Raw genomic sequence first — 24,524 nt, forward strand, 5'->3', positions numbered from 1 at the left:
GTCGCGGCGTCAAACTCAGCAGTCCTGAGTCTGCGCAGCAAGCCATTCGCTGCGCGTGATCTCCCACACCTCCACCGGCATCGGCCCCGACACAAACTGGCCGTCCCGTGTTTCAGCCATCCGCATGCCTTCATCTTCGGAAATCTTGCGCGAAGCGCGGTTGGCGGCGGCCTTGGGCACCTGCATCAATGGGCGCATCAACGTATCGAACCAGTAGGCATTGATCACCTTGCAGGCCTCGCGCATGTAGCCGTTGCCCTGAAACTGTGGGGCGAGCCAGAAGCCTCGATGGTTACCCGGTTGATCAAACAGGCTAATACTGCCGATGCAGCTCTCGGGCTGAACGCGGGTGCGGATCATCCAGTGCCATTCCTTTGCGGCAGCCATCGCGGGCAGCGCGACATCGCGGACGTAAACAAGCGCGCCGTCGTCCGGATACGGCCACGGAACGCGGCTGTCGAGATAGCGCACGACCTCCCATTGCGGAAACAATTGTTGCACCGCCGCTGCATCACTCAGTTGCAGCGGCGTGAGGATCAAGCGGCGGGTGTAAAGCGTGGGGATGCAATCCATGGCAATCAATCCTTGCGAGCAGTGGCGGGCAGCACCGGTACTCTCTCAAACGAGCAGTTCAAGTGTCGAGTGACCTGTGCGCCGTCTCACTCAAGTAGTTCGATCAACTCCCCACCGTCCTCTCTCAACCGCTGCAAAAACACCTGTGCCTCCAGCAACTGATACGGGAAATACAGCCCCGGCCTTACCGGCGCTTGCCCATCCAGCCCAACCAGTCGCTCCAGCAGCATGGCCACGCTGAGCCCGGTCAACGCCGCTGCACCTGCGCGGTGAACCACGGCGTGGCGGGTGCGCAATGGCTGTCCATCGTGATCCGTGCCTTCAAGTTCGATGAGTATCTCCGTCGACATCGGCTGACCCTGACGCCGGGTCGAGCTGACGCCGCTGGCGAGGTTGAACTCGACGTTCGGGGCGTCGGTGGCGGCGGCGAGGCCTGTCACGTCGATGGAGGAGAAGCCGGCGCCCTGCAGGGTGGTGCCGTCGACGGCGCGGAAGCTGACCTTGGCATCGTCGCCTTCACGCCAGATGAATTCGCCGTCACGGCGGGTCAGCGCGGCGGGCAGCATTTTGTTCAGGTGCTCGAAATCGACGGCCACGGTCGGGCCGCCGCCGTCCTGTTCGTCGACCAGTGCATGGATGTGGATGTCGTGCACGCGGGCGAATGCATTGGCGAGGTGCAGCGTTGCCACGGTGGTGGCACCGACCATCCATTCGTAGCCGAGGACAATGGGCGCCGCGTCGGGCGAGTGGATGAAACTGGCGATCTGCGGGGCGATTTCGAACACGCCGGAAGAGATGCTCAGGTGCGGCACCTTGCGCTTTTGCGCAAAGCGCAACCCGGCGAGGGCATGGTCCATGTAGAACAAGGCGATGGCTCTGACCGGGCGATCACCCAGCCCCAGATCATCTGCGCGAGCATCGATGACCACACCCTGGGCATTGCCGATTTGCTCGGCGGTTTGCTCAGCCTTGGCGAGGTCGCGTCCGCCGATCAGCAAGGGGACGTCGGGATGCGCCGCGCGCAATGCGCGGGCCGTCTGATGGCCGATGGCGCCGGAGCCGCCCATGAACAGAATGGGATGAAGTGGCATGAATCCTCCTCATTTTTCCTGGATTGAAACGTGCTTGGGCTAGACACCCTAGCACGCACTTTCCAGTTCGCCGGTGCGCTTGGTCTGCGCACCGACGAACGACCACTTGAGGAATCAGCCCAGATGATGGCGCTCTGCAAGGCGATAAACATCGGTGTCGAGGCCTTCGAAACGGGCTTTCAACTGCAACGCCAGATACAGTGAATAGTGCCGTGACTGATGCAGGTTGCCGCCGTGGAACCAGAGGTTTTGCTGCTGGGTCGGCTTCCACATGTTGCGCAGTTCACCTTCATACGGGCCGGGGTCGTTGGTGGTGCCGGAACCCAGGCCCCAGCAGCGCCCGACCTTGTCGGCGACTTGCTGGGAAATCAGCTTCGCGGCCCAGCCGTTCATCGAGCCATAACCTGTCGCATAAACGATGAGATCGGCCGGCAAGCGGCTGCCATCGGTGAGCACCACCGCATCCGCTTCGATGCGTTCGACACCGAGGCCCGGCGCGCTCTTGAGCTTGATCGTGCCGTTGGCGATCAGTTCCGAGGCGCCGACGTCGATGTAGTAACCCGAGCCACGGCGTACGTATTTCATGAACAAACCCGATTCGTCATCGCCGAAATCGAGCATGAAACCCGCCCGGCTCAGGCGTTCATAGAAGTCCTTGTCGCGCTCCTTGATCGCGTCGAAGATCGGCCGATGAAACTGTGGCATGACCTTGTACGGAATCGAGGCGAACAGCAGGTCGGCCTTGTCCGTGGTCAGCCCCGACTCGAGCGCCTCTTCGGAATAAAGCCCGCCGAAAACCAGTTCCATCAGGCTGTCCGAACGCACGATGTGCGTGCTCGAACGTTGCACCATGGTCACCTCGGTGCCGTTTTCCACCAGATCGGCGCAGATGTCGTGGGCTGAATTGTTCGCGCCGATGACCACTGCGCGCTTGCCTTTCCACGCATCGCCGCCGGGGTGACGGCTGGAGTGATGTTGCTGGCCCTGGAAGTTTTCGGCGCCTGGATACACCGGCACATTCGGTACGCCAGACATGCCGGTGGCGAGGATCAGTTGCGTCGGTTGCAGGGTGACGGGCTCGCCGTTGCGCAGGACCTCCACGGTCCAGCGGCCAGTCTCTTCGTCAAACGTAGCCCCGAGGCACTCAGTGCGGGGCCAGTAGTTGAGTTCCATGACCTTGGTGTACATCTCCAGCCAGTCGCCGATCTGGTCTTTCGGGGTGAACACCGGCCAGTGGTCGGGGAAGGGCAGGTAGGGCATGTGGTCGTACCAGACCGGGTCGTGCAGGCACAGCGACTTGTAGCGGCCGCGCCATTGATCGCCGGGGCGTTCGGCTTTGTCGATGATCAGCGTCGGTACGCCCATGCGTTTGAGCCTTGCGCCGAGGCCGAGCCCGCCCTGACCGCCGCCGACGATCAGGCAGTACGGTTGCGTGGTGATGCCCAGCGCCGCTTCTTCATCGCGGCGGCGCTCCAGCCAGTTGCGCTTGTCAGCGTGGGCATGGCCGTGGCTCGCGCCCATCGGCCGGCGGCGGCCGCTGGGTTCTTCGAAGCCTTTGAGTTCGCGCATGGTGGTCAGCAGCGTCCAGCACAAACCTTCTTTCAGGCGCACATAGCCTTTGCCGCGCGCCGAGTCGGTTTCCAGGCTCATCCAGCCTTCAAGCACGCCATCGCTAAGCGTGGCTTCACCTTCGAGTTGCCAGCGTTCGGGCCGGGTCTGCTCAAGGCGTGTTTCGAGCATGTCGCGAATCGCCGGTTTGCCTTCCAGGGTGACGAGGTTCCAACTGAACAGCAGCAAGTCACGCCAGTGGCATTCTTCGGCAAACAGCTCCAGCGTGCCGTCCACATCTCGTTGCGCCAGACGTCCGCCGAGGCGTTCGACCCAAGCGGCGAGTTGCGCTGTTGGCGATTGCAAAGGGGTTTCAATAGCGATGTTCATGGGGCCACTCCCGATCTTGTTGTTTTGGTAAGCCATGGCATCAGAGCAAGGCTTGGGCCATCTCCTTGAAAGGCGCGGGCCAGAGCGTTTGATGCAAAGGCCGACAAGGCTTGGCACAGGCGACATGTCACAAATTCGAGAATCGCGGATGACACTGTGTCACTCGGCGCGAAATTCCCCCGCAACGAGCTTTTCATCTAAGCTGCGGACACACCCGTGTCTTCACCGAAGCGGAGAACAACAACAATGAAACCGGCCTCGATCAACGCCCACGCGCGCCAGGTACTGCAAGCCGTGCAGGGCTCTGTTGCCAGCCACAGCGCGGCGGCAGACCTGGCGATCACCCGTTCGTGGCGGCGTTGCCTGGATCAATACCAGCTCGATCCGGCCAGCCGCCGCGCGCCGGATGTGCTCGAACAGGCGCGTTTGCGCGAACACCGTGCGCCGCTGGAACACATCATTTCCGTTGCGCACTGGCAGATGAACAGCCTGCACCAGCAACTGGGACGTGACGGCCATGTCGTGCTGCTCACCGATGCGCGCGGCGTGGCGATCGACAGCGTGTTCAACGAAGCCGAACGCGGCGAGTTCCAGCGCTCCGGGCTGTGGCTCGGCTCGATCTGGAGCGAGGAGCACGAGGGCACCAACGGCGTCGGCACCTGCCTGGTCGAGCGCCAGCACGTGACCATTCGCCGCGACGAGCATTTCCGTGGCCAGCACGTCGGCCTGACCTGTTCGGCCAGCCCGATATTCGACGCCAGCGGTGAGTTGCTTGCCGTGCTCAACCTTTCCTCCGTGCGCGAGGAAAGCAGCCTTGAGCAACGCTTCAAGGCCATGGCCCTGACCAATCTGTCGGCCAGGTTGATCGAGAGCTGTTTTTTCCTTGGCCACGATCCGCAGCGCTATTTGCTGCGGTTTCATCCCGACGCCGGGTTTGTCGGGCTGCTGGGTGAAGGCCTGCTCAGCTTCGACGAGAGTGCGCGGATCTGTTCGGTGAATGCGGCGGCGCTGGATCTGTTGGGCCTGAGCCGCGAGCAGATGGTCGGGCAGTCGTTGACGATGCTGCTGGAAACGCCGATGGAGCAGTTGCTCGATCAGGCCAGTGCTCAGGCGCACGTCTGCTGGCCGATGCGCCTGGCCGACGGGCGCTTGTTCTACGGCCAGTTGCGCGAACCGATCCGCTCCGCGCCGTTGACCCTTGCGCCTGTCCCGCCAATCAAGGATGAGCGCGTGTGCCTGGAAGACCCGCGCCTGCAACGCGGATTCGCTCGCGCGTTGCGTGTACTGGAGCGTGACGTGCCGGTGTTTCTGCAGGGTGAAACCGGCACCGGCAAGGAGGCCTTTGCGGCAGCGCTGCATCGCGCCAGCTCGCGCGCCGGCCAGCCGTTTGTTGCGATCAACTGCGCGGCGATCCCCGAGACGCTGATTGAAAGCGAGCTGTTCGGCTATCGCGGCGGCAGCTTCACCGGCGCGCGCAAGGACGGCATGGTCGGCAAGCTTGAGCAGGCCCATGGCGGCATTCTGTTTCTCGACGAAATCGGCGACATGCCCCTCGCGCTACAGACCCGTCTGCTGCGCGTGCTCGAAGAGCGCCAGGTTGTGCCGCTGGGCAGCGCAACGCCGCGACCGCTTGATGTACGCCTGATCAGCGCCAGTCACCAGAATCTGCCAGCCTGCGTGGCCGACGGACGCCTGCGCGAGGACCTGTTCTATCGCATTGGCGGTTTCGCCGTGGAACTGCCGCCGCTGCGCGAGCGTTCCGACAAGGGCCGTCTGCTCGACCTCCTGCTGCGCGAAGAAGCGGCGGGCGCCACTGTGCGGCTGCAATCGGGAGTTCGAGAGCGCTTGCTGGCGCAGCCCTGGCCGGGCAACGTCCGGCAACTGCGCACCTGTTTGCGTACGTTGGTGGCGTTGGCAGTGGAAGGCCGGGTCACGCTGGAGGACGTGCATGAGTTACTGCCCGCAAGTGACGACCAACCTGTTGACGATCCACTGGGCGTATCCGAACGGCAAACTCTGCTGAGCTTGATTGAAGCTGAACACTGGCATATCGCGCGAGTTGCCCGTCGTCTGGGGATTAGCCGCAATACCCTGTACCGCAAGCTTCGTCAGCATGGGATCACTCGACCTGGTTGAAGACAATCGCGATCATTTGCGTTCATTCGCTGTTGATTGCGTGCATTGCCGGGAAATTGCTTGGATCCAATCATTAACTCACTATATCGCACGCCGACAAGCGGTAGGCTGAGCCTATTGCTAAAAGTGATGGCGCAATGACATATTGCAGCACCTTTCCTCACTTCAAGATGTACCGAAAATGCGCCCCCTCAAGTCACTTGTTGCAGCGTCGTTGCTGCTCAGCGGGTGCAATGGAATGCCAGTCGCTTATGTTCAGGATCCTGTTTTAGACCAAGCCTTTGTCGTCCACTCCGGCGCACCTTTGCCTTACGTGCTGATGGGGTCGGCTGTGCAATGGAACGAAGACTTCGCCGTGACGGTGAAGCACATTCCTTACTTGTCGGGCACGGTTTTCCAAGGGCAGGCAGACGTGCAGTTCTTCCGCCACAAGGCCAATAGCGTGCCGGCGTGGCGCGGCTACAAGCCGGGCGAGGAGCTGACTTCGGTGGGGTTCAATTCGCTGTACATGTCGGTCAAGGGCACCGGCCAGGCGCTGCCGGCCATGGTTCGCCTCGACGTCAAAGAGGGCAACGTGCTCTACGGCACCCATAATGGCGCGCTGGCCAAAGGCATGTCCGGAGGGCCGGTGTTTTCCGCCGATGGCAAAGTGGTTGGCATCAACGTGGCGTTTCTCACCCGCGATGATGTCAGCCGCCTCAAGCGCAAGGACTTGCTCGATCAACCGCGCGTAAGCATCTTTTTGCCGTACGCGGAGATCAATCGCGAGTGGTCGCGCTATCAGGCCAGCATCACCCCCATAGCGCCACCAGCGACCAAACTGGCCAGCCGCTGATCAGCGTTCGCGCAACGCTTCGCGGGCGCGGTTGAGTGGTTTGATCAGGTAGTCGAGCACGGTTTTCTCGCCGGTACGAATGTCCACCGTGGCGATCATCCCGGGGACGATGGCGAAGCGTTTGCCGGCCTTGTTGCGCAGTTCATCCGACGCGGTACGGATGAACACGCGGTAGTAGAAGATCTCCGGCTTGGCTTCGTCCTGGATGGTGTCCGGCGAGATCGTCACCACTTCGCCGTCGAGGCTGCCGTAGATCGAATAGTCATAGGCGGTGATTTTCACTTTCGCCGCCTGGCCCGGGTGAATGAAGGCGATGTCGCGCGGCGAGATGCGCGTCTCGATCAGCAGTTGTTCATCGAGCGGTACGATCTGCATGACCTGGCCGTTGGGCGCAATGACGCCGCCAATCGTGCTGACCTCGATGTCCTTGACGATGCCGCGCACCGGCGAGCGCAGGGTCAGGCGCGACAGTGAGTCGGTGCGCCCACGGATCACCGCTTCGAGCATCTGCGCCTCGGCGTTGGCTTTGGCCAGGTCTTCGCGGGCGCGGACCATGTAATCGGAGCGGGCTTCGGTGGCTTTCAATTCCAGCTCCGAACGCTGACGGGTCAGGCGCAGCACTTCAACTCGGCTCGAGGCACCGATTTTCGCCAGATTCTCGGTGATCGCCAGTTCGCTACGTACCAGTTTCAGCGAGCTCTGAATGCCGTCGAGGGTTTCCGCCAGACCTTTGCGCCGGGTCTGGTAAAGCTCGGATTCGGCGCGGATCAGATCGGGAAATTCCTGCAGCGATGCGTCGAAGGTCAGCGGCTTTTCGCTGACTTCGGCCTGCAAGCGGTTGACGCTGGCCAGCGCCGCGCGGTACTTGGCCGCGCTTTCGCCGACGTTGGACTGGTTCTTCACCGGGTCCAGTTGCGCGAGGATCTGCCCGCGCTCGACCAAAGCGCCTTCGCTGACATTGAGCTGCTCGAGAATGCCGCCCTCCATCGACTGAATGACTTGCTCGCGCGAGCTCGGCACCACTTTGCCGGTGCCGGTCGAGACTTCGACGATCTCGAACCAAGCCGCCCAGGCAATGAAGCAGGCGAGCATCAGCGCGCAACCCCAGATCACCTTTGCGCCACCGGCAAGTGCGCGCTCATCGCGGCCATCGAGGTAGGACATCGGATCCGGCACGTCGGTCATCATCGGCTTCATACCGCCACTCCTTTACCCGGTGCGCGCAGCCGCGCCAATGCCGCGTCGCGGTGGTCGTCGATGACGATGCGGCCGTTGTCGAGAACGATGATCCGCTCGACCAGTTGCAACACACTGACCCGATGCGTGGCAACCACCAGCGTTCGGCCCTGGGTCCAGGTCGCGAGTTTTTCCAGCAGCAGCCGCTCGGTGACGTCATCGAGCGCGGCGGTCGGTTCGTCGAGCAGCAGCACTTGTGGCTGGCGGATCAATAAGCGCGACAGCAACAGGCTTTGACGCTGACCGCCCGACAGGCCCAAGCCACCTTCAAGCACCAGATGATCCATGCCTTTGGGCAGCTGCCGAACGAAGTCCAGCGCACCGGTGACAGTCAACGCGGCGATGATTTCCTGATCGCTGGCCTGACCGGCGCCGAGGGTGATGTTGTCGCGCAAGGTGCCGTGAAACAGTCGCGCCTGTTGCGAGAGCAGGCCGACATCGCGGCGCAGGTCGGCCGGATCCAGATGTGCCAGGGCGATGCCGTCCAGAGTGGTTTCACCGCTGCTCAGATCCATCGCGCCGCCCAGTGCTTGCAGCAACGTCGACTTGCCAGCGCCGTTGCGGCCGAGCAGGGCGATGCGCTCGCCGGGGCGAATGCTCAGGTCGATGTTGTTGAGCGCCGGGGACGATTCTTCGCTGTAGCGGAAGCTGGCCTGACGCAGGCGGTAGTCGCCGCGAATCGCCGGCAAGTGCACGCGCTGGCTGCCTTCGGGATGATCCACCGGCATCTGCATGATCCGGTTCAAGCCTTCGAGCGCGACCTTGGCCTGCTGCCATCGGGTGAGCACGTGGGTCAGTTGCGCCATCGGCCCCATCATCCGCGACGACAGAATCGACGCCGCGACCAGACTGCCGGTGGTCAGGTCGCCGGCAATCACCATTGGCGCGCCGAACACGATCACCACCGCGAACACTCCGCCTTGTACGTTCTGCGTCCACGCCACCAGGCTGTTGGTCAAGGTGCGCAGGCGCAGGCTGCTGTCCGCCGAGGCGGCGTTGTACTGATTCCACTGTTGCTGGAAACGCTGCTCGGCCTGCAGCGCCTTGATGTCGTCGAGGCCCTGAATGCTTTCCACCAGCATGGCGTTGCGCAGCGCCGCTTCACGCATCGACGCATTGGCGAGTCGCGCCAGACGCGGTTGCGCGATGATCCCGGGGAGCAACATGAACACCAACGCCACCAGTGGAATCAACACAAGTGGCCCGCCGATCAAATAGAACACCAGCAGGAACAGCAGAAAAAACGGCATGTCCGCCAGCGCCGTGGCGGTGCTGGAGGTGATCAGGTCGCGGATCTGCTCCAGCTCGCGCAACTGTGAAATGAACGAGCCGGTGGATTTCGGCCGCGCGGAATTGCGCAGGCGCAGGGCGTGGCCGAAGACCAGATCGGAGACGCGCAAATCGGCGCGCTTGCCCAGCACATCGGTGATGCGCAGACGCAGAATGCGCATGACGAAATCGAACAGCAGCGCCAGCATCACCCCGCCGAACAACACGTACAGGGTCGGCAGCGACTCGGCCGGAATCACCCGGTCGTACACCTGCATGGAAAACAGCACCCCGGCCATGCCCAGCAGGTTGGCCACCAGTGAGGCGATCATCACTTGGCTGTAGGGCCGCAGATCGGTGAGGACGATGCGCCGGAACCAGTGCTCGTCGTAGGGCTTGATGTAATCGTTGGTGCGCACGTCCGCCACCGGTTGCGTCGGACGCAGAATCACCGTGCGCAGGGCTTGCTCGGCGAGCGCGGTGGCGTCCATGCGGCTCTGCAAACCCTGGTCGCCACTGAAGCAGATGCCCAGCTCGCCGGTCTCGCCGATGCTTTCGAGCACGCCGACCTGACCATCGCGCAGTTGCACCACCAGCGGCGTGCGCCAGCGGCTCAGGCTCTTGTTGTCGAATGCCGCGAATTTCACGCTTAAACCGGCCTGCCGCGCCATGTGCCGAACCACTTCTTCGACGCGGCCTTCGCTGTGCACCGAGGCCAGGCGCACGCTTTCCGGCGAGACGTCGAGGCGATAGTGGCGGGCGACCTTGAGCACCGCTTCCAGCCATGGCGAATAATCTTCGCGAGCTTCGGCAGCAGCGGGTTCGGGAACAGTAATGCTGGCATCGGTCATGGCAGGATCTCGACATTCTGGATGGCGCTGTGGTCGATGCCGAAGACCCGGCGAATCGCACCGCTGTTGTAGAAGCAGTCGATCTGCAGACGTTGCAGCTCGGCCTGGGTGTTGACCAGATCGAAGCGCGACTGATGGATTTCCTGCTCGGCGTTGAGCAAGTCCAGCAGCGGCCGCGTGCCCAGCTCCAGGTACTGGCGGCCATACAACATGCGTGCCTCGGTGATGCTGGTCTGGCGAAATTCCAGCGAGCGCAGCCGCCGGTTCAGACCCGAGGTTTGCGCCTGGGCTTCGGCCAGACCCTGGCGCGCTTGCAGACGGGCGAAGTCTTCGGCCGAGTCCGCTGCGGTCAGCGCATGCCCGGCGGCGCGGCTGCGCGCACTGATCGCACCGCCCTGATAGATCGGCACTTCGAGGTTGAGGAAGATCCCGACCTGGGTGCGATCGGCGCGCGAGTTCTGATCGTCGTAGTGGTCATCCAGATATTGGTTGACCGAGGGTTGCAGCGACAGGGTCGGGTAGGCCTCGGCTTTGGCCTGGGCCAGCTCGGCCTGGGCCTGGGTGCGTTGCGCAGCCGCCTGGAGAACGGCGGGCAGGGTGTCGGAAATCTGCGACGCGTCGCAGGCCTGGGTCAGCGTCGGCGCGGCGGCATCGCTGACTGCTGGCGGCGTGCGTCGTCCGAGCAGACTGGTCAGAGTCGCTTGCCACCGTGCGTATTGCGCCTTGAATTCCTGCAACGTCGCCGTCGCGCCTTCTGCGCGGGACTGCGCCTGGACCATATCGGAGCGGGTGCTGGCGCCCATGTCGCTGCGCTGTTTGGCCAGATCAACGATGCCGCCGATGCCCTGAATCTGTTCACGGGCAACCTCGAGCAGACGCTGATAACGCTGCACTTCGATGTAGGCTCTGGCGGTGTCGCGGGCGATATCGTCGATCGCCAGCAGAATCCCGGCCTGACTGCGCGCCACGCGGGCGCGGGCGGCGTCGACCGAACTGGAAACCTTGCCGAAGTCGTACAGCATCTGTTTCAGGGAAATGTTCACCGACTGGCTGCCGGCATCGCTGCCGTAACCGCTGGTGTAACCACCCTTGATGCCGCCGGTGACCTGCGGGTAATAACCGGATTCGGCGACGTTGACCCCTTCGCCTTGCTGGAACAGGGTGCCGATGGCCTCGCCGATGCGTGGGTGCCAGTCCACGGCCAGCCTGACCGCTTGTTCCAGCCCCAAAGTATCCGCGTTGGCGGCCGTTTTTGAAGCAGGGGCAGGGCGCTGACGATTGTCATTGCCTGCAGGTTGTTGCAGTTGCGACGGGCTGATGCTGCGCAAGCTGCTGTCGAGGTTGTCGTCGGCGCGAACGCCGACGGTGAAAGCGGGGTAGAGGCCGATGGTCAACAGGACCACCGGCCATTTCTGGCGAAAAACTGACTCCACAGACTTCCCTTACTGTTGAGAGACCGACGTTTGATGTCTTGTTTCAAACCACTTGAATGCCGTTCTGCACCCACAAGTGGTGGCTCGGATCCTCCTGTGCCGTGTATTGAACATAGTCGATGCCGTCGGCCTGTTGCGTGCCATCGGCGACCCAGCCATCGGTCATGTGCACGCTGTCCCTGTCGTCACCCTTGATCAGCAAAGTGTTGTTGTCCGAAGAGGTAATCGCCAGCAGATCGCCGAGATTCAATGTCAGCGCAACCGCACTGGAATGGTTGAGGTCGAGGATTTCGACGTTGTGGATCTTGCTCTGCAGATCGCCGAGGTTGATCGACACGTCGCCACCGGCCCAGAGCAGGGTGTCGGTGCCGCTGCCACCGTCCACCGAGGTGAACTGCTGATCGGCGATGATCAGCGTGTCGTCGCCACCGCCACCTTGCAGCGTGACGGCGCCACCGTGCGAGCCGTCGAGGGTGTCGTTGCCTTCGGTGCCCTGGATCAGTTCGCTACCAGCGACATGGGCCAGACCGAGGTCATCGCTGGCCAGTGCCGAGAACGCGGTGCTGGCGAATGCGCCGGCATTGTTCAGGTCGATGGTCAGCGTCGCGGTATCCACGGTGCCGTTGGGGTGGGTGAGTTGGTAGGTGAAGGTGTCTTCCTGGCCGATCACCGCATCGGTCAGCCCGGCCTTGAGCGTGTAGGTGTAGTTGCCGTTGGCCTGGACCACCAGGGTGCCGTAGTTGCCGACCAGCGAGACGCCGTTGTAACCCGGCGCGACGTAACTGCCAGCGACCAGCACGCTGAGCAAGGTATAGACCGAGCCCAGCACATCGGCGCCGCCGCCAGCGGTGTCGGTGAGCAGGTTGCCCGATACCGGTGTGTAGCTGCCGACCACGAACTGATTGTTGTAGGTCGCGACGTTGATCAGGCTGGTGTTGACGCTGGTCAGCAGGCCGAGGCCGCCTACTGCCACCCGCACCTGATAACTGCCGGCGGTCTGGTCGTCGAACTTGATCCCGTAGTTGCCGCCGCCGAGATTGACCAGCGCGTTGCCGCCGTAACTCTTGACCAGCACGTACTAGTTGGTCGCCGTGTTGAGTTTGTACAGGCCGACCGTCATCGAACCGAGCAGCGCCAGCAGGTTGCTCGAGTTGACCACCACGGTCAGGTCGCTGACGGTATCGGCCGCGACTACAGTGTTGTAGTTACCGCTGCCGCCGCCCAGCAGGACATTGAACGTGCCGAGGGCAGAGTTGGTGGTGACTTCGCGGTTGACCAGGGTGACGTCAGTAGAGGCGACGTCTGGCGTGGCATCCACCACCAGCGCCGGGCTGCCAAGGTTGGCGTCATTCCACACTTCGGTGGCTTGCGGGCTGTCGATGCGCACATACAGATTGGCGGTGTCGCTCAAACCGTTCGGGTGCACCAGTTGGTAGTTGAACACGTCGACTTTGCCGACGCTGCCAACACTGCCGTTCGGTTTGTAGCTGTAGTTGCCATTGGCGTCGATGGTCAGCGTGCCGTACAACCCTTGCACCGTGGTGCCGGCCCCAGCGCTGACCCAGGCGCCGTTCTTGAAGATCTGCAATTGCGCGCCGTTGTCCGGGCCGGTCTGATCGGCCGTGCCATCGACGCCGACGTTGGTGATGACGTTGCCGGTCACCGCTGGCCCGGCAATGCCGTTGAACTGGGTCAGGCTGCTGACATCCAGTTGCAGCTGGGTATTGACCGTGGTCAGCACGCCGATACCGGTGCTCGAAACCGTCAGTCGATAATCGCCTGACAGCAAATTACCGATGTCGACCCGTACGCCCTGGCCGGCGAGCGCGATCAGGTCAAGCAGGCCGCCGCTGCCGTTGACATCCAGAGTGACCCAGTTGCCGCTGGCATCTTTCACTTGCAGGGTGTAGACCACGCCATCGATCAGCGAAATCAGACTGTTGGTGGTCAGCGTCAGGGTCGGATCAAGACGCGTGCCGCCGGCGACGGTGAAGGTGAAGGTTTTCGAGAACCCGGCCAGCAGTGTGGTGAACGAGTCGTTAAAGGTCTGCGACGCGGTGACCGGAGCCAGGGTGACGGTGCCGACGGCGAGGTTATCGCTGGCGATCACTGGCGCGTTGACGTCGACGTCCGGCGCAATGACGTTGGCGGCCACCGAAACGTTGCCGCGAGCGTCGCTGAGATTGACGGTGAGGTTTTCGCCGTTGATCTGCGCACTGCTCAGGGTGACGGTAAACACGCCGAGGTTGTTGACCGTGGCGGTGCCCAGAACGGCGCCGCTGGCCGACTTGATGGTGGCGGTTGCACCGGCTTCACCGGTACCGGTGACGGTCAGGCCATCGGCACCGACCAGCAGCGCCGTTGCCGCAGCGGGCGGTGTCAGGTCTGGCGCCGTCGCGGTCGCCGCTGCCGATACGTTGCCACTCGGATCGGCCTGGGTGACGCTGAGTACCTGGCTGTTGATCTGCGCTGAGGCTAGTGCCACGGAGAAACTGCCGTTAGCGGCGACGGTCGCGGTGCCGAGCACCGCACCACCGACGCCGAGCACGCTGATGGTCGAACCGGGCACGCCGACGCCAGTGAGCACGGTGCCGCTGCCATTGACGCTGACGCCAGTCGGCGCGCCAGGGGCGGTAATGTCCGGCGCCGTCAGGCTGGCATTGGGCGACAGATTGCCGGCCGGGTCGACCAGACGCACGGTCAACAGCTGCCCGTCGAGTTGCGCGGTGTTCAGGTTGAAGCTGAACGTACCGCCACTGCCCACGGTGGTGGTGCCGATCAGCGCGCCGCCGGGGCCGTAGACGTTGACCGTCGCACCGGCTTCGCCCGTACCGCTCAGGGTCAGACCGTTGGCAGCGAGCGTCAGACCGCTGGCCGCGATCGGCGCCTGTACGTCAGGGGCCGTCAGGTTGAAGACCTGCGACAGATTGCCCGTCGGGTCGGCCTGTTGGACGTTGAGCTGTTGGCCATTCAGTTGCGCGCTGGACAGTTGCACGGTGAAGGTGCCGCCAGCATTGACCACAGCGGTGCCGAGCACGGTGCCCGCCGCGTTGGTCACGCTGACGGTCGCGCCGGCCTCACCCGTGCCGCTGACCGCCAGGCCGGTACCGTTCAGGCTGACATTGCTCAGCGGCGCTGGCGCGGTGGTATCGGCGACGCTGAGGTTGGTAACCGGCGAAACGTTGCCCGCCGCATCACTCTGCGTGACGCTGAGTTGCTGGCCGTTGAGTTGCGCGGAGGACAAGGTCACCGAGAACGAGCCATTGCCCGCCACCGTCGCAGTGCCCAGCACCGCGCCACCCGCACCGCGAACAGTGACGGTGGCGCCGGCTTCACCGAGCCCGCCGAGCACCAGACCGGCACCGCTGAGGACCAGCGCCGTCGGAGCGGCCGGGGGAGTGATGTCGGGCGCGGTTACGTTAAGGCCGGATGAGGTGTTGTTGGACGCATCGGTCTGAGTCGCATTGAGCACCTGGCCATTGACCTGCGGCGTATTGAGCTGTGCGCTGAAAGTGCCATTGGCGCCAACCGTCGCATTGCCCAGCACGACGCCGCCAGCGCCGGTGATGGTCACCGACGCGCCGACTTCGCCGCGACCGGTAACCAAAGTGCCGTTGGCGTTGACCGCCAGATCGCTGAGTGGCGCCGGCGCCGAGGTGTCACCTGCGGTGATTTCAGTCGGCAGCGAGGCACCCCCCAACGCAGTGTTGGCGGTGACTTCGAGGCTTTCGCCGTTGGTTTGCGCGGGCGTCAGCACGACGCTGAACGTGCCATCCCCGCCGGTGACGCCGGTGCCGATCAGGCTGTTGTCCGGCGCGTAGACATTGATGATGGTGCCGATCGCCGCCGTGCCGGTCAGCGTCACGCCGTCGGCTGTCAGCACAAGATTGTCCGGCGCAGCCGGGGCTGGCACTGCCGGAACAGTCAGGTCGGCGTCTGCGGACACGTTAGTCGCGACGTCTGTTTGATTCACTGTCAGCACCTGGCCGGCAGTGATGCCCGGATCCAGATCGATCAGGAATGTGCCGTTGGCCGCGACCGTGCCGGTGCCGACAACATTGCCCAGCGCATCGGTCACCTCGACACTGGCACCGGCTTCGCCACGACCGGCGAGCTGGCTCAGATCGCCGCTGATGGTCAGACCGGTGACGGCATCCGGAGCCGTGGTATCTGCCGCCGGGTAGAGCAGCACTGGCGATGCGTTTTGCGCTTCGTCCGTCGCGATCACCGACAACAACTGACCATTGGCCTGAGCCGGATTCAGCGTGACTGTATAGGTGCCGTCGCCCAATGCCACCGCTGTGCCGAGCACGGTGCCGGTGGCGGACAGCACAGTCACGGTGCTGCCGGCTTCGGCGGTCCCGGCGAGCAAGGTGCCGGCGCCGGTCAGCGATGTCACCGTTGGTGCGATCGGTGCAGTGCTGTCCGGCGCGTCGACCAGTACGGGCTCGGACTGGTTGTTTTGCGCGTCGGCTTGCACGACCGACAGTGCGCGGCCATCGATTTGCGCAGCCGACAACGTGACGCTGAAATTGCCATCTGCGGCCACGGTCGCCGTGCCGAGCACCACCGTGCCGTCGCGCACGGTGACGGTCGCTCCGGGCTCGCCGGTGCCGGTCACGGTCAAGCCGTCCTGGCTGACATTGAGGTCGGCCACCTCCAGGGGATCGGTGATATCGCCCGCTTGCACGGGCGCTGTCGGCGATGTGTTGGATGCCAGATCGGTCTGATTGACGCTCAACAGCTCGCCGTTCACTTGCGGCGGATTGAGGGTCACGCTGAACGAGCCATTGCCGGCCACGGTTGCCGAGCCCAGTACCGTGCCAGTCGCGCTGAGCACGCGCACCGTGGCGCCGGCTTCACCGCTGCCGGTCAATGTCACGCCGTCGGGCGTGAGAATGAGGCCGGTGGGCGCAGCGGGAAGGGTGATGTCCGGCGCAGTGATAGGCACGATCGGCGAAGGGTTGCCCGCCGCATCGCGCTGGATCACCGACAAGGCTTCACCATTGAGCAGCGGCTGGTCGAGCGTCACGCTGAAACTGCCGTCGGCCTGCACCGTGCCAGTGCCGACGATAGTGCCCAGCGCATTGGTGACGACCACCTGCGAGCCAGCCGCACCGGAGCCGGTGATCAGGCTGCCGCTGGCGTCGATATCGACATCGGTCAGCGCGGCAGGAGGCGTGCTGTCCGGCGCGGTCAGGGTGCCGGCAGGCGAGGCATTGCCGGCCGCATCCGCCAATACCACAAACAGCGCTTGGCCATTGGTCTGCACCGGGGTCACGGTGATCTGGAAACGACCATCGCTGCCCACCGTGCCTGTGCCCAGTTCGGTGCCATCGGCCGACGTCACACGGACAGTGGCGCCGACTTCGCCGGTACCGGTGAGCAGGCCGCCATCGGCATTCAGTTGCAGATCGGCCGGCGTCGCTGGCGGGGTCAGATCCGGGGCGGTGACCGTGACCGGCGCGCTGACGTTGCCGGGTGGATCGGCCTGCTGCACGCTGAGGATCTGTTCGTTGATCTGCGGCGGATTGAGGGTGACGCTGAAGGTGCCGTCGCCTAGTACCACGCTGGTGCCGAGCAAGGTGCCATTGGCATCGCGCACGGTCACGGTCGCGCCGGGTTCGCCAGTACCGATGACCAACGCGCCGGACGAGTTGATATCGACGTTGTCCAGTGGATCAGGCGGGGTGAAGTCCGGCGTGGTCAGGTTCACTGCCGGCGAGTCGTTGCCCGCTGCGTCGGCCTGAACCACGGTGATCACTTCGGCATTGGTCAACGCCGGGTTCAGTGGCAGGGTGAAGGTACCGGTCGCGCTGACCACGGCGGTGCCAAGCACGTTGCCGTCGCTGTCGATGACCCGGACTTGCGCGCCCGGTTCGCCGCGCCCGGTCAGGCTTGCGCCGTCGCCGCCGATGCTCAGTTGCGAAACGGCCGCTGGCGGTGTGCTGTCGACCGAAGTGAACGGCGTGGCTGCCGAGGTGTTGCCCGCTGCATCCGTCAGCGACACAGTCAGCGCCTGGCCGTTGGCTTGCGGTGTGGTCAGGGTGATCGCAAAGGTGCCGTCGATGCTCACGGTGCCGGTCCCGACCAGCGATCCGGCAGCGTTGTACACGTTGACCGTGGTGCCGGCCTCACCGGTGCCCGACAGCAAGGTGCCGTCAGCGCTCGCCACCAGCGCCGCCGGCGCATTGGGCGCGATCAGATCCGGGGCGATCAGGTTGACGCTGTTCGATTCGTTGCCGGCGGTGTCGGCCTGGCTCAGGCTCAAAGTCTGACCAGAGGTCTGTGCCGGGCTGAGAGTGACGCTGAAGGTGCCATTGGCCGCCACCACGGCGCTGCCGAGAACCACTCCACCCGTGCCGAGCACGGTCACCGTGGCGCCGGCTTCACCGCGCCCGGTCAGGGCCGTGCCGTTCGGTGCCACGCTCAGTTCGCTGAGCGGCGTTGGCGCGGCGATATCGGCAGCGGTGTAGTCGGTCGGGGATGAATTGATACCGGTGCTCGACGTCGCCACGGCAGACAGCTGTTCGCCGTTGAGTTGCGCGGCGTTGAGGGTGACGCTGAAAGTGCCATTGGCCGCCACCAGCGCGCTGCCGAGCAACACGCCCGAGGCATTGCGAATGCTCACGGTGCTGCCGGCGGTGGCCGAGCCGGTCAGGGTCAGGCCGTCAGCGCTGAGGGCCAGATTGGTCGGTGCACTTTCCGCCAGATTGCCCGGTGCAGTCACCGGCGCTGCCGGTCCGGTGTTGCCGGCAGCATCGATCTGCACCACGGAAAGATTCGATCCAGCCACCGCTGCCGGGGACAACGTGACGCTGAAATTGCCATTGCTGGCAACGGTCGCAGTACCCAGCAAAATACCGCCGGCATCGCGAACTTCCACGCTGGCGCCGACCTCGCCGATGCCGGTCAGGGTGGCACCATTGGCGCTGACCGCCAGATCGCTCGCCAACAACGGCGCCGTGCTATCGACCGCATTGAGGATTGCCGGGGCTGACGGATTGCCTGCCGCATCGGTGGCCGTCACGTTCAGCGACTGGCCGTTGGTCTGCGGGCTGTTGAGGGTAATCTGGAAAGTGCCGTTCGCGGCCGCCGTGGAGGTGCCGAGGAGGTTGCCCTGGCTGTCACGCACGGTCACCGTGCTGCCGGCCTCGGCGTTACCCGACAGTTGCACGCCGGCAGCGTTGAGGGTCAATGCGCTCGGAATCGCCGGCGCAGTCAAATCCACGGCGGTGACTTCAACCGCAGTCGACACATTGCCCGGCGGATCCTCCTGAGTGACGGTCAGCACCTCAGCATTCAGTTGTGCTGCGTTGAGGGTGACAGTGAACGCGCCGCCGCTGCCGACCTGTGCGGTGCCGAGCAAGGTGCCGTCGGCGCTGCGCACAGACACGGTGGCGCCGGGCTCGCCGTGGCCGGTGACGGTGACACCGTCAGCATTCACCGCAACCTGGGTCAGTGCCGCCGGCGGGCTGATGTCGGGGGCGTTGACACTGGTCGATGGCGAGACGTTGCCGGCAGGGTCGGTCTGGCTGATCGCGAGCGCTTCACCATTGGTCGGCGCTGGCGCCAGGGTCACGCTGAACGAGCCGTCCGCGCCAACTACGGCGCTGCCTAGCACGGTGCCGTTGGCGGTGGTGACATTGACGGTTGCGCCAGCCTCACCCGTGCCGCTGAGGGTGCTGCCATCGGCGCTGATCAGTGGATTCTGCACGGCGGCCGGCGGGGTGCCGTCGACGGTGACCACGCCAGTGGAAATCGAGGCGTTGCCGTTGGCGTCGGTCAGAGTGACCTGCAGGGTTTCGCCGGTGTTCTGCGCATTGGGCAAGGTGACCTGGAAATTGCCGCTCTGATCGACTACGCCGGTGGCCAGACCATTGCCGGCGGCATCGCGCACGGTCACGGTGCTGCCGGCTTCTCCCTGGCCTTTGACCACGGTGCCGACGTCATTGATCGTAACGCCAGTCGCTGCGGCTGGCGGTTGCAGATCGGTGGCGATGATGCCGGCGGGTTGCGACAGGTTGCCGGCGGCATCGCTCTGGATCGCGGTAAGCGCCTGGCCATTAAGTTGTGCCGGCGTCAGCGTCAGGCTGAACGTGCCGTTGCTGGCGACCAGTGCAGTGCCGATCACGGTGCCGGTAGCGTCGGTGACAGTGACCGTCGCTCCGGCCTCTCCGCGTCCAGTGAGTGTCGTGCCGTTGGCATTCAGCGCCAGATTGGTCACCGCGTCTGGCGCCGTGCCATCGATCGCCGTCACCGTGCCCGGAATCGACACGTCACCGTCGGGACTGGTGGCCGTCACTTGGAGAACTTGCGCGTTGATCTGTTTGCTGCTGAGCAACAGGGTGAACCGGCCGAAGCTGTTGATCAGCCCGGAGCCGAGCACAGCGCCGCTGCTGCTGGTCACCGTCACGGTGCAACCGGGCGTTCCGGCGCCGGTCAGGGTGAAACCGTCGGCACTCAAGGCCAGATCGGTCGGGGTCGCGACCTGGGTACCGTCCAGTCCTGCCAGCGGCACGACGGGCGAATCATTGCCGCCGCCATCCGTGCTGATGACTTCCAGATTGCCGCCAGGCTCGGCCGGTGGGCTGAGGGTCACGACGAAGCGGCCGTCCGCATCGGCCGTCGTGGTGCCCAGCACAGCGCCACCGCCGGCAATGCTGACGGTGACCGTGGTGCCCGGTTCGGCAAGGCCAGAGACCTGCGTGCCGGCCGGGTTGAGCGCGAGATCGCTGACTGGCGCCGGCGGGGTGCTGTCCGGCGCAGTGACGCTGCCGGGAAGCGAACTGTTGGCGCCGTCCGACGCCACGACTTGCAAGGCTTCGCCATTGGTCTGCGCAGTATCGAGGTTGACCGTGAAGGCGCCCGTTCCGTCAGCGGTCGCGGTGCCGATGACGTTGCCGTCTGCATCCAGCACCTGCACCGTGTTATTGGGCTGAGTGGTGCCGGTGACCGTGGCACCCGCCGGATCGATGAGCAGACCGCTCGGTGCAGGTGGGGCGGTGATGTCCGGTGCCGTAACCGGCGTGGCCGGCGAGGGCAGGGCACTCGCATCGGTCTGGATCACACTCAACACCTGACCGTCGAGCTGAGCCGGGCTCAGATTGACGCTGAAACTGCCGTCGCTGGCGACCACCGTAGTGCCAAGCACCGTGCCGTCCGCCGCGCTGACAGTTACGGTGCTGCCGGCTTGCCCGGTGCCGGTCAACGTCACGCCGTTGCTGGCCAGCACGAGATTGTCAGGCGCCAGCGGCGCGGTGGTGTCCGCTGCCGTCAGCGGCGTGCTGGGCGAAACGTTCACGCCATCCGATTGGCTCACTTGCAGTTGTTGGCCATCGATCTGCGGGCTGTTCAGCGGCACTGTGAAGGTGCCGGTGCCGTCGACGATCGCGGTGCCCAAGGTATTGCCGGCCGAATCCTTGACCGACACCGTGGCACCGGGTTCGCCTGTGCCGCTCAGTTCAGTGCCGCCTGCATTCAGCGCCAGATTGGAAGGGGCAGTGGGGGCCTGGATATCCGGCGCTTCAACTGGAACTGCCGGCGAGCCAGTGGGCGAGCCATCGGTCTGCACAACGCTGAGGTTCTGGCCGTTGGTTTGTGGCGAGGACAGGGTGACTTCGAACCGGCCGTTGCTGCCGACCAAAGCTGTTCCCAGCACGGTCCCGTTGGTGTCAGTGACAGTAACGGTGGCGCCGATCTGACCCGCGCCGGAGACTACGGCGCCATTGGCGGAAATGCTCACATCGGTCACGGCGACCGGCGTGGTCAGATCGGGTGCGGTGACGTTGACCGGCGCCGAAGGATTGCCTTCCGCGTCGGTCTGGATCACTTGCAGTTGTTGCGCATCGGTCTGTGGTGTGGAAAGTGGAACGGTAAAATTGCCATCGGCATCCACCGTGCCCGAGCCGATGATGTTGCCGGCCGGATCGCGCACAGTGACCGACGCACCCAACTCACCCTTACCGGTGAGCGTCTGCCCCTGAGCGTCGAGCGCAAGATCGGAGACGGCCGTCGGCCCTTGGGTGTCAGGCGTCACGTAGTTCAGTGGTGCGGAAGTGTTGCCAGCGGCGTCGCTGGCACTGATCTGCAGTGTTTCGCCATTGTTCTGCGGACTGCTCAGTTGCAGGCTGAACGTGCCGTCCGCCGCCACCACGGCCGTGCCGAGCACATTGCCGTTGGCGTCGCGCACCGTCACGGTCGAACCGACCTGGCCGCGTCCACTCAACTGCGTGCCATCGATGCTCACTGCGATGTCACTTGGTTGGGTCAGCCCGTCGAGGTCAACCGCGATGATAGTCACTGCTGGCGAAGGGTTGCCGGCGGCGTCGGTGACCAGCACGCTCAGCGCCTCACCATCGATTTGCGCGGCATTAAGTTGCACGGTGAACGAGCCATCGGCTGCCACCTGCGCTGTGCCGAGCAGCGTACCTTGCGCATTGGTGACGCTGACCGTGCTGCCGGGTTCGCTACGGCCGGTCACCGAAAGGCCATCGCTGCTCACGGCCAGATCCGTTGCAGCGGTGGGGCCGGTGATGTCTGGTGCATTGAAGGTGATGGCCGGCGATTGCGCTCCGGCGCTGTTGACCGCCACGATACTGAAGGTTTCACCGTTGGCCTGCGCACGAACCAGCGTCAGCAGGAAAGTGCCGTCAGCGGCCACCGCCGCACGCCCGAGCAATTCGCCGTTGGCGGCACGGACTTCGATCGTGGTGCCGGCCCGGGCGGTGCCGGTCAGTTGGCTGCCGTCGCTGCTCAAACCAAGATTGCCTGGCGTCGTCGGTTCGACGATCTCCGGCGCGCTGACCGTTGCGCCGGTCGAGATATTGCCAGCCGCATCGGTGGCATTCACGGTCAGCGGCTGACCGCCGGTTTGCGCGGGGCTGAGGGCGACGCTGAAAGTGCCATCCGCCGCCACCACAGCGCTACCGAGTAGCGTGCCATCGGCGGCGCGCACCTGGATGGTCGAGCCGGCTTCACCAGTGCCGCCGAGTTGCGTGCCATCAGGGCTCACGCTGAGATTGCCTGGTGCGGTCGGCGCGGTGGTATCCGGCGCAGTGACCGTACCCGGTGTCGAAACGTTGCCCGCAGGGTCGGTGAGCGTGACGTCGAGCGGCTGGCCATTGTTCTGTGGCGTACCCAGGTCGACCTGGAAACTGCCATCGGCGCCAACGGTTCCGGAACCCAAAAGGTTGCCGGCTGCATCGCGTACCTGAACGACACTGCCAGCTTCGCCAAAACCACTCAGCACCCGGCCATCGGCCGACAAGGTTAATCCGGTCGCAGGCGCAGGAGGCGTCGCGTCTCCACCGCCACCACCTCCGCCGCCGCCACCACTTCCCCCCGCAGCGGCCGCCGCACCACCCGCGCCCAACAGGCCAAGCCCGGCAATCGCCCAGGCCGGCGTCGCGCCATCCACCACACCGACGCCAGCGATCAGCTCATCCAGCGAATTGATTTCGTCAAAAGTAAAGCCGTTGAACGGCTCGGCGCTGTAGCGCGCCTGCCACAGCGTCGCGTCGTCGCCCTGAAAGACAATGTCATTGGGCACGCCGTCAGGGCTGGTGACAAAGAAATTGGAGATTTTGATTTGCTCGCCAGACTTCAGATTGACGATCAAATCCTGACCGCTGCGACTGGTCGACGCCAATTGATCGGGCCGAACCGGCATTTGTACAACTGAAGGCTGATTGAGCTGAACATTGCCCCAGTTCTGGGCAGTGAGCTGAGAATTGGCTTTGTCGGCAATGATGATGTTGTCCATTACTACTCCCTGTAAATGGGTGGGGCGGACGTCCACGGATGGTTTTAAAACCATAGATAGGGAGTGTCAGATCGGGCTGCCTGATTTTTGACGAGCGTATGAATGGGCCATTTGCCCACGTTTATCTCTTTGAAAATCTGTTCTATTCAGGTCGTTACCGTTTGTCGGGACGTTGGATCCAAGCGGTTTTTGGGTGCAACAAAATGTGTCGGTTTCGACATTATTCAAAGAGACGCTGGAAAATATCCGGGCGGAATAGAGGAGAGCGACGGCTAAGCGATATTGAATTTCTCAAAGCGCAGGCCAACCTCCGCAGCTGCCGGTCTGCGAAGGTATTAATCAATAAGCGTGGGAGGGGGGAAGGCTTTGTATAAGAAATCCAGTCGTACCGTTTCAGCTGTTCTTTCTATCCCTCAGCAGTTAATGCGCTAGCTATCGATCGCCGAAGTGATCGGACGATATCCAGCGCAGACTGATCGCTAACACTGCCGGGGCACTGATCAAACATATGTGGCGCCCCAGGGTAGACATGCAGTTCGACGGCAGCCCCGGCGCGCGACAGACGCATGGCAAATGCAACGTCCTCTTCCAGGAACAGATCCAGCGCCCCGACGGCCAGAAACGTCGGTGGCAAGTCACGCAGATCGTCTTGCAGGGCCGGCGAAAACCAGCCGATTGGCAGATCATCCAGCGCTTGGTCAGCGCGCAGGCAATCCCAACAGAACTGGTTGGCTTGCGCCGGCCAGCCAATCACTCCGGTCGTGCTGTTCTGGTGAGGCGAGGCCGGGCTGCCCGAACGGTAATCGAGCATCGGATACACCAGCACCTGGCTGGCGATGGAATATACGCCGCGATCCCGCGCCACAATTGCCAGCGCTGCTGCCAGACCTGCACCGGCACTGTGACCCATGACGATCACGTTGTCGGCGTCCATGTTGAGCGTTTGCCGGTGGGCGACAACCCAGCCGAGGGCGGTGTAGCAATCTTCCAGGGGAATAGGGAAGGGGTGCTCTGGCGCGAGACGGTAATCGACAGCGACGATGATCGCCTGAAGTGCTTCGGCGAGGTTAGCCAGATAGTCATCGGCCATTTCGGGGCAACCAAGGACGAAACCTCCACCGTGGATGTACAGGATCACCGCAAAATTACCGCCCGGTGCCCCGGCGGCAGGCCGGTAAAGACACAGGCGCAAATCCTCACCGTCGTGGGCCTTGGTCCATAGGCTTTCACCGCGCGCTTGTTCTCGGGATTTGAATGTCGCATGGACACGCTCCCTGATCGCGGGCAGCGTCTCCAACGTCCAGGCTTGTGCGCCGGGGGTTAAAAAGCTTTTGAAGTCGGGATCCAGCAGTTCATGTGCTTTCACGTTCTGCCTCCTGTTCTCGAATGAGCGAGCGC

Annotated in this window: 11 protein-coding genes; 2 read left to right on the forward strand and 9 right to left on the reverse strand. The window is 63.8% G+C overall.

What is annotated here, in order from left to right; translation table 11 throughout:
• Positions 1-15: 15 nt before the first annotated feature.
• From AB4N85_RS06475 to AB4N85_RS06485, 3 genes are all read right to left on the reverse strand, one after another.
• Complete coding sequence (locus AB4N85_RS06475) at positions 16-573, reverse strand: GNAT family N-acetyltransferase (RefSeq protein ID WP_150742634.1); 558 nt, start codon at positions 571-573, stop codon at positions 16-18.
• 86 nt (positions 574-659) lie between these two features.
• On the reverse strand, positions 660-1,664 hold the full coding sequence (locus AB4N85_RS06480; protein ID WP_252869301.1) for an NAD(P)-dependent oxidoreductase: 1,005 nt from the start codon (positions 1,662-1,664) through the stop codon (positions 660-662).
• Between the two features lie 114 nt (positions 1,665-1,778).
• Positions 1,779-3,602, reverse strand: a complete 1,824-nt coding sequence (locus tag AB4N85_RS06485) for an NAD(P)/FAD-dependent oxidoreductase (RefSeq protein WP_056786821.1) — start codon at positions 3,600-3,602, stop codon at positions 1,779-1,781.
• A gap of 246 nt (positions 3,603-3,848) precedes the next feature.
• Between AB4N85_RS06485 and AB4N85_RS06490 the strand changes: the two genes are divergently transcribed.
• Both AB4N85_RS06490 and AB4N85_RS06495 read left to right on the forward strand, forming a co-directional pair.
• Positions 3,849-5,738: a sigma-54-dependent Fis family transcriptional regulator gene (locus AB4N85_RS06490; RefSeq protein ID WP_252869302.1), complete on the forward strand. Its 1,890-nt coding sequence runs from the start codon at positions 3,849-3,851 to the stop codon at positions 5,736-5,738.
• A 238-nt stretch (positions 5,739-5,976) separates the two neighbouring features.
• Positions 5,977-6,573, forward strand: coding sequence for a trypsin-like peptidase domain-containing protein (locus AB4N85_RS06495; protein WP_310219574.1), 597 nt, complete (start codon positions 5,977-5,979; stop codon positions 6,571-6,573).
• Here the strand turns inward: AB4N85_RS06495 and AB4N85_RS06500 are convergent, their stop codons facing one another.
• From AB4N85_RS06500 to AB4N85_RS06525, 6 genes are all read right to left on the reverse strand, one after another.
• Positions 6,574-7,761: an HlyD family type I secretion periplasmic adaptor subunit gene (locus AB4N85_RS06500; RefSeq protein ID WP_375709717.1), complete on the reverse strand. Its 1,188-nt coding sequence runs from the start codon at positions 7,759-7,761 to the stop codon at positions 6,574-6,576. It abuts the gene before it with no gap.
• A 5-nt stretch (positions 7,762-7,766) separates the two neighbouring features.
• On the reverse strand, positions 7,767-9,929 hold the full coding sequence (locus AB4N85_RS06505) for a type I secretion system permease/ATPase (RefSeq protein ID WP_056785069.1): 2,163 nt from the start codon (positions 9,927-9,929) through the stop codon (positions 7,767-7,769).
• Entirely contained in the window at positions 9,926-11,362 is a 1,437-nt protein-coding gene (locus AB4N85_RS06510; protein WP_122750731.1) for a TolC family outer membrane protein, read from the reverse strand. Before AB4N85_RS06510 ends, AB4N85_RS06505 begins: the two co-directional genes overlap by 4 nt.
• A 43-nt stretch (positions 11,363-11,405) precedes the next feature.
• Positions 11,406-12,437, reverse strand: a complete 1,032-nt coding sequence (locus tag AB4N85_RS06515) for a calcium-binding protein (protein WP_460067433.1) — start codon at positions 12,435-12,437, stop codon at positions 11,406-11,408.
• A gap of 3 nt (positions 12,438-12,440) precedes the next feature.
• On the reverse strand, positions 12,441-23,126 hold the full coding sequence (locus AB4N85_RS06520; RefSeq protein WP_460067435.1) for a BapA/Bap/LapF family large adhesin: 10,686 nt from the start codon (positions 23,124-23,126) through the stop codon (positions 12,441-12,443).
• A gap of 406 nt (positions 23,127-23,532) precedes the next feature.
• Positions 23,533-24,492, reverse strand: coding sequence for an alpha/beta hydrolase (locus AB4N85_RS06525; protein WP_460060843.1), 960 nt, complete (start codon positions 24,490-24,492; stop codon positions 23,533-23,535).
• Positions 24,493-24,524: the final 32 nt, after the last annotated feature.

The organism is Pseudomonas sp. H1_G08 (assembly GCF_054681355.1).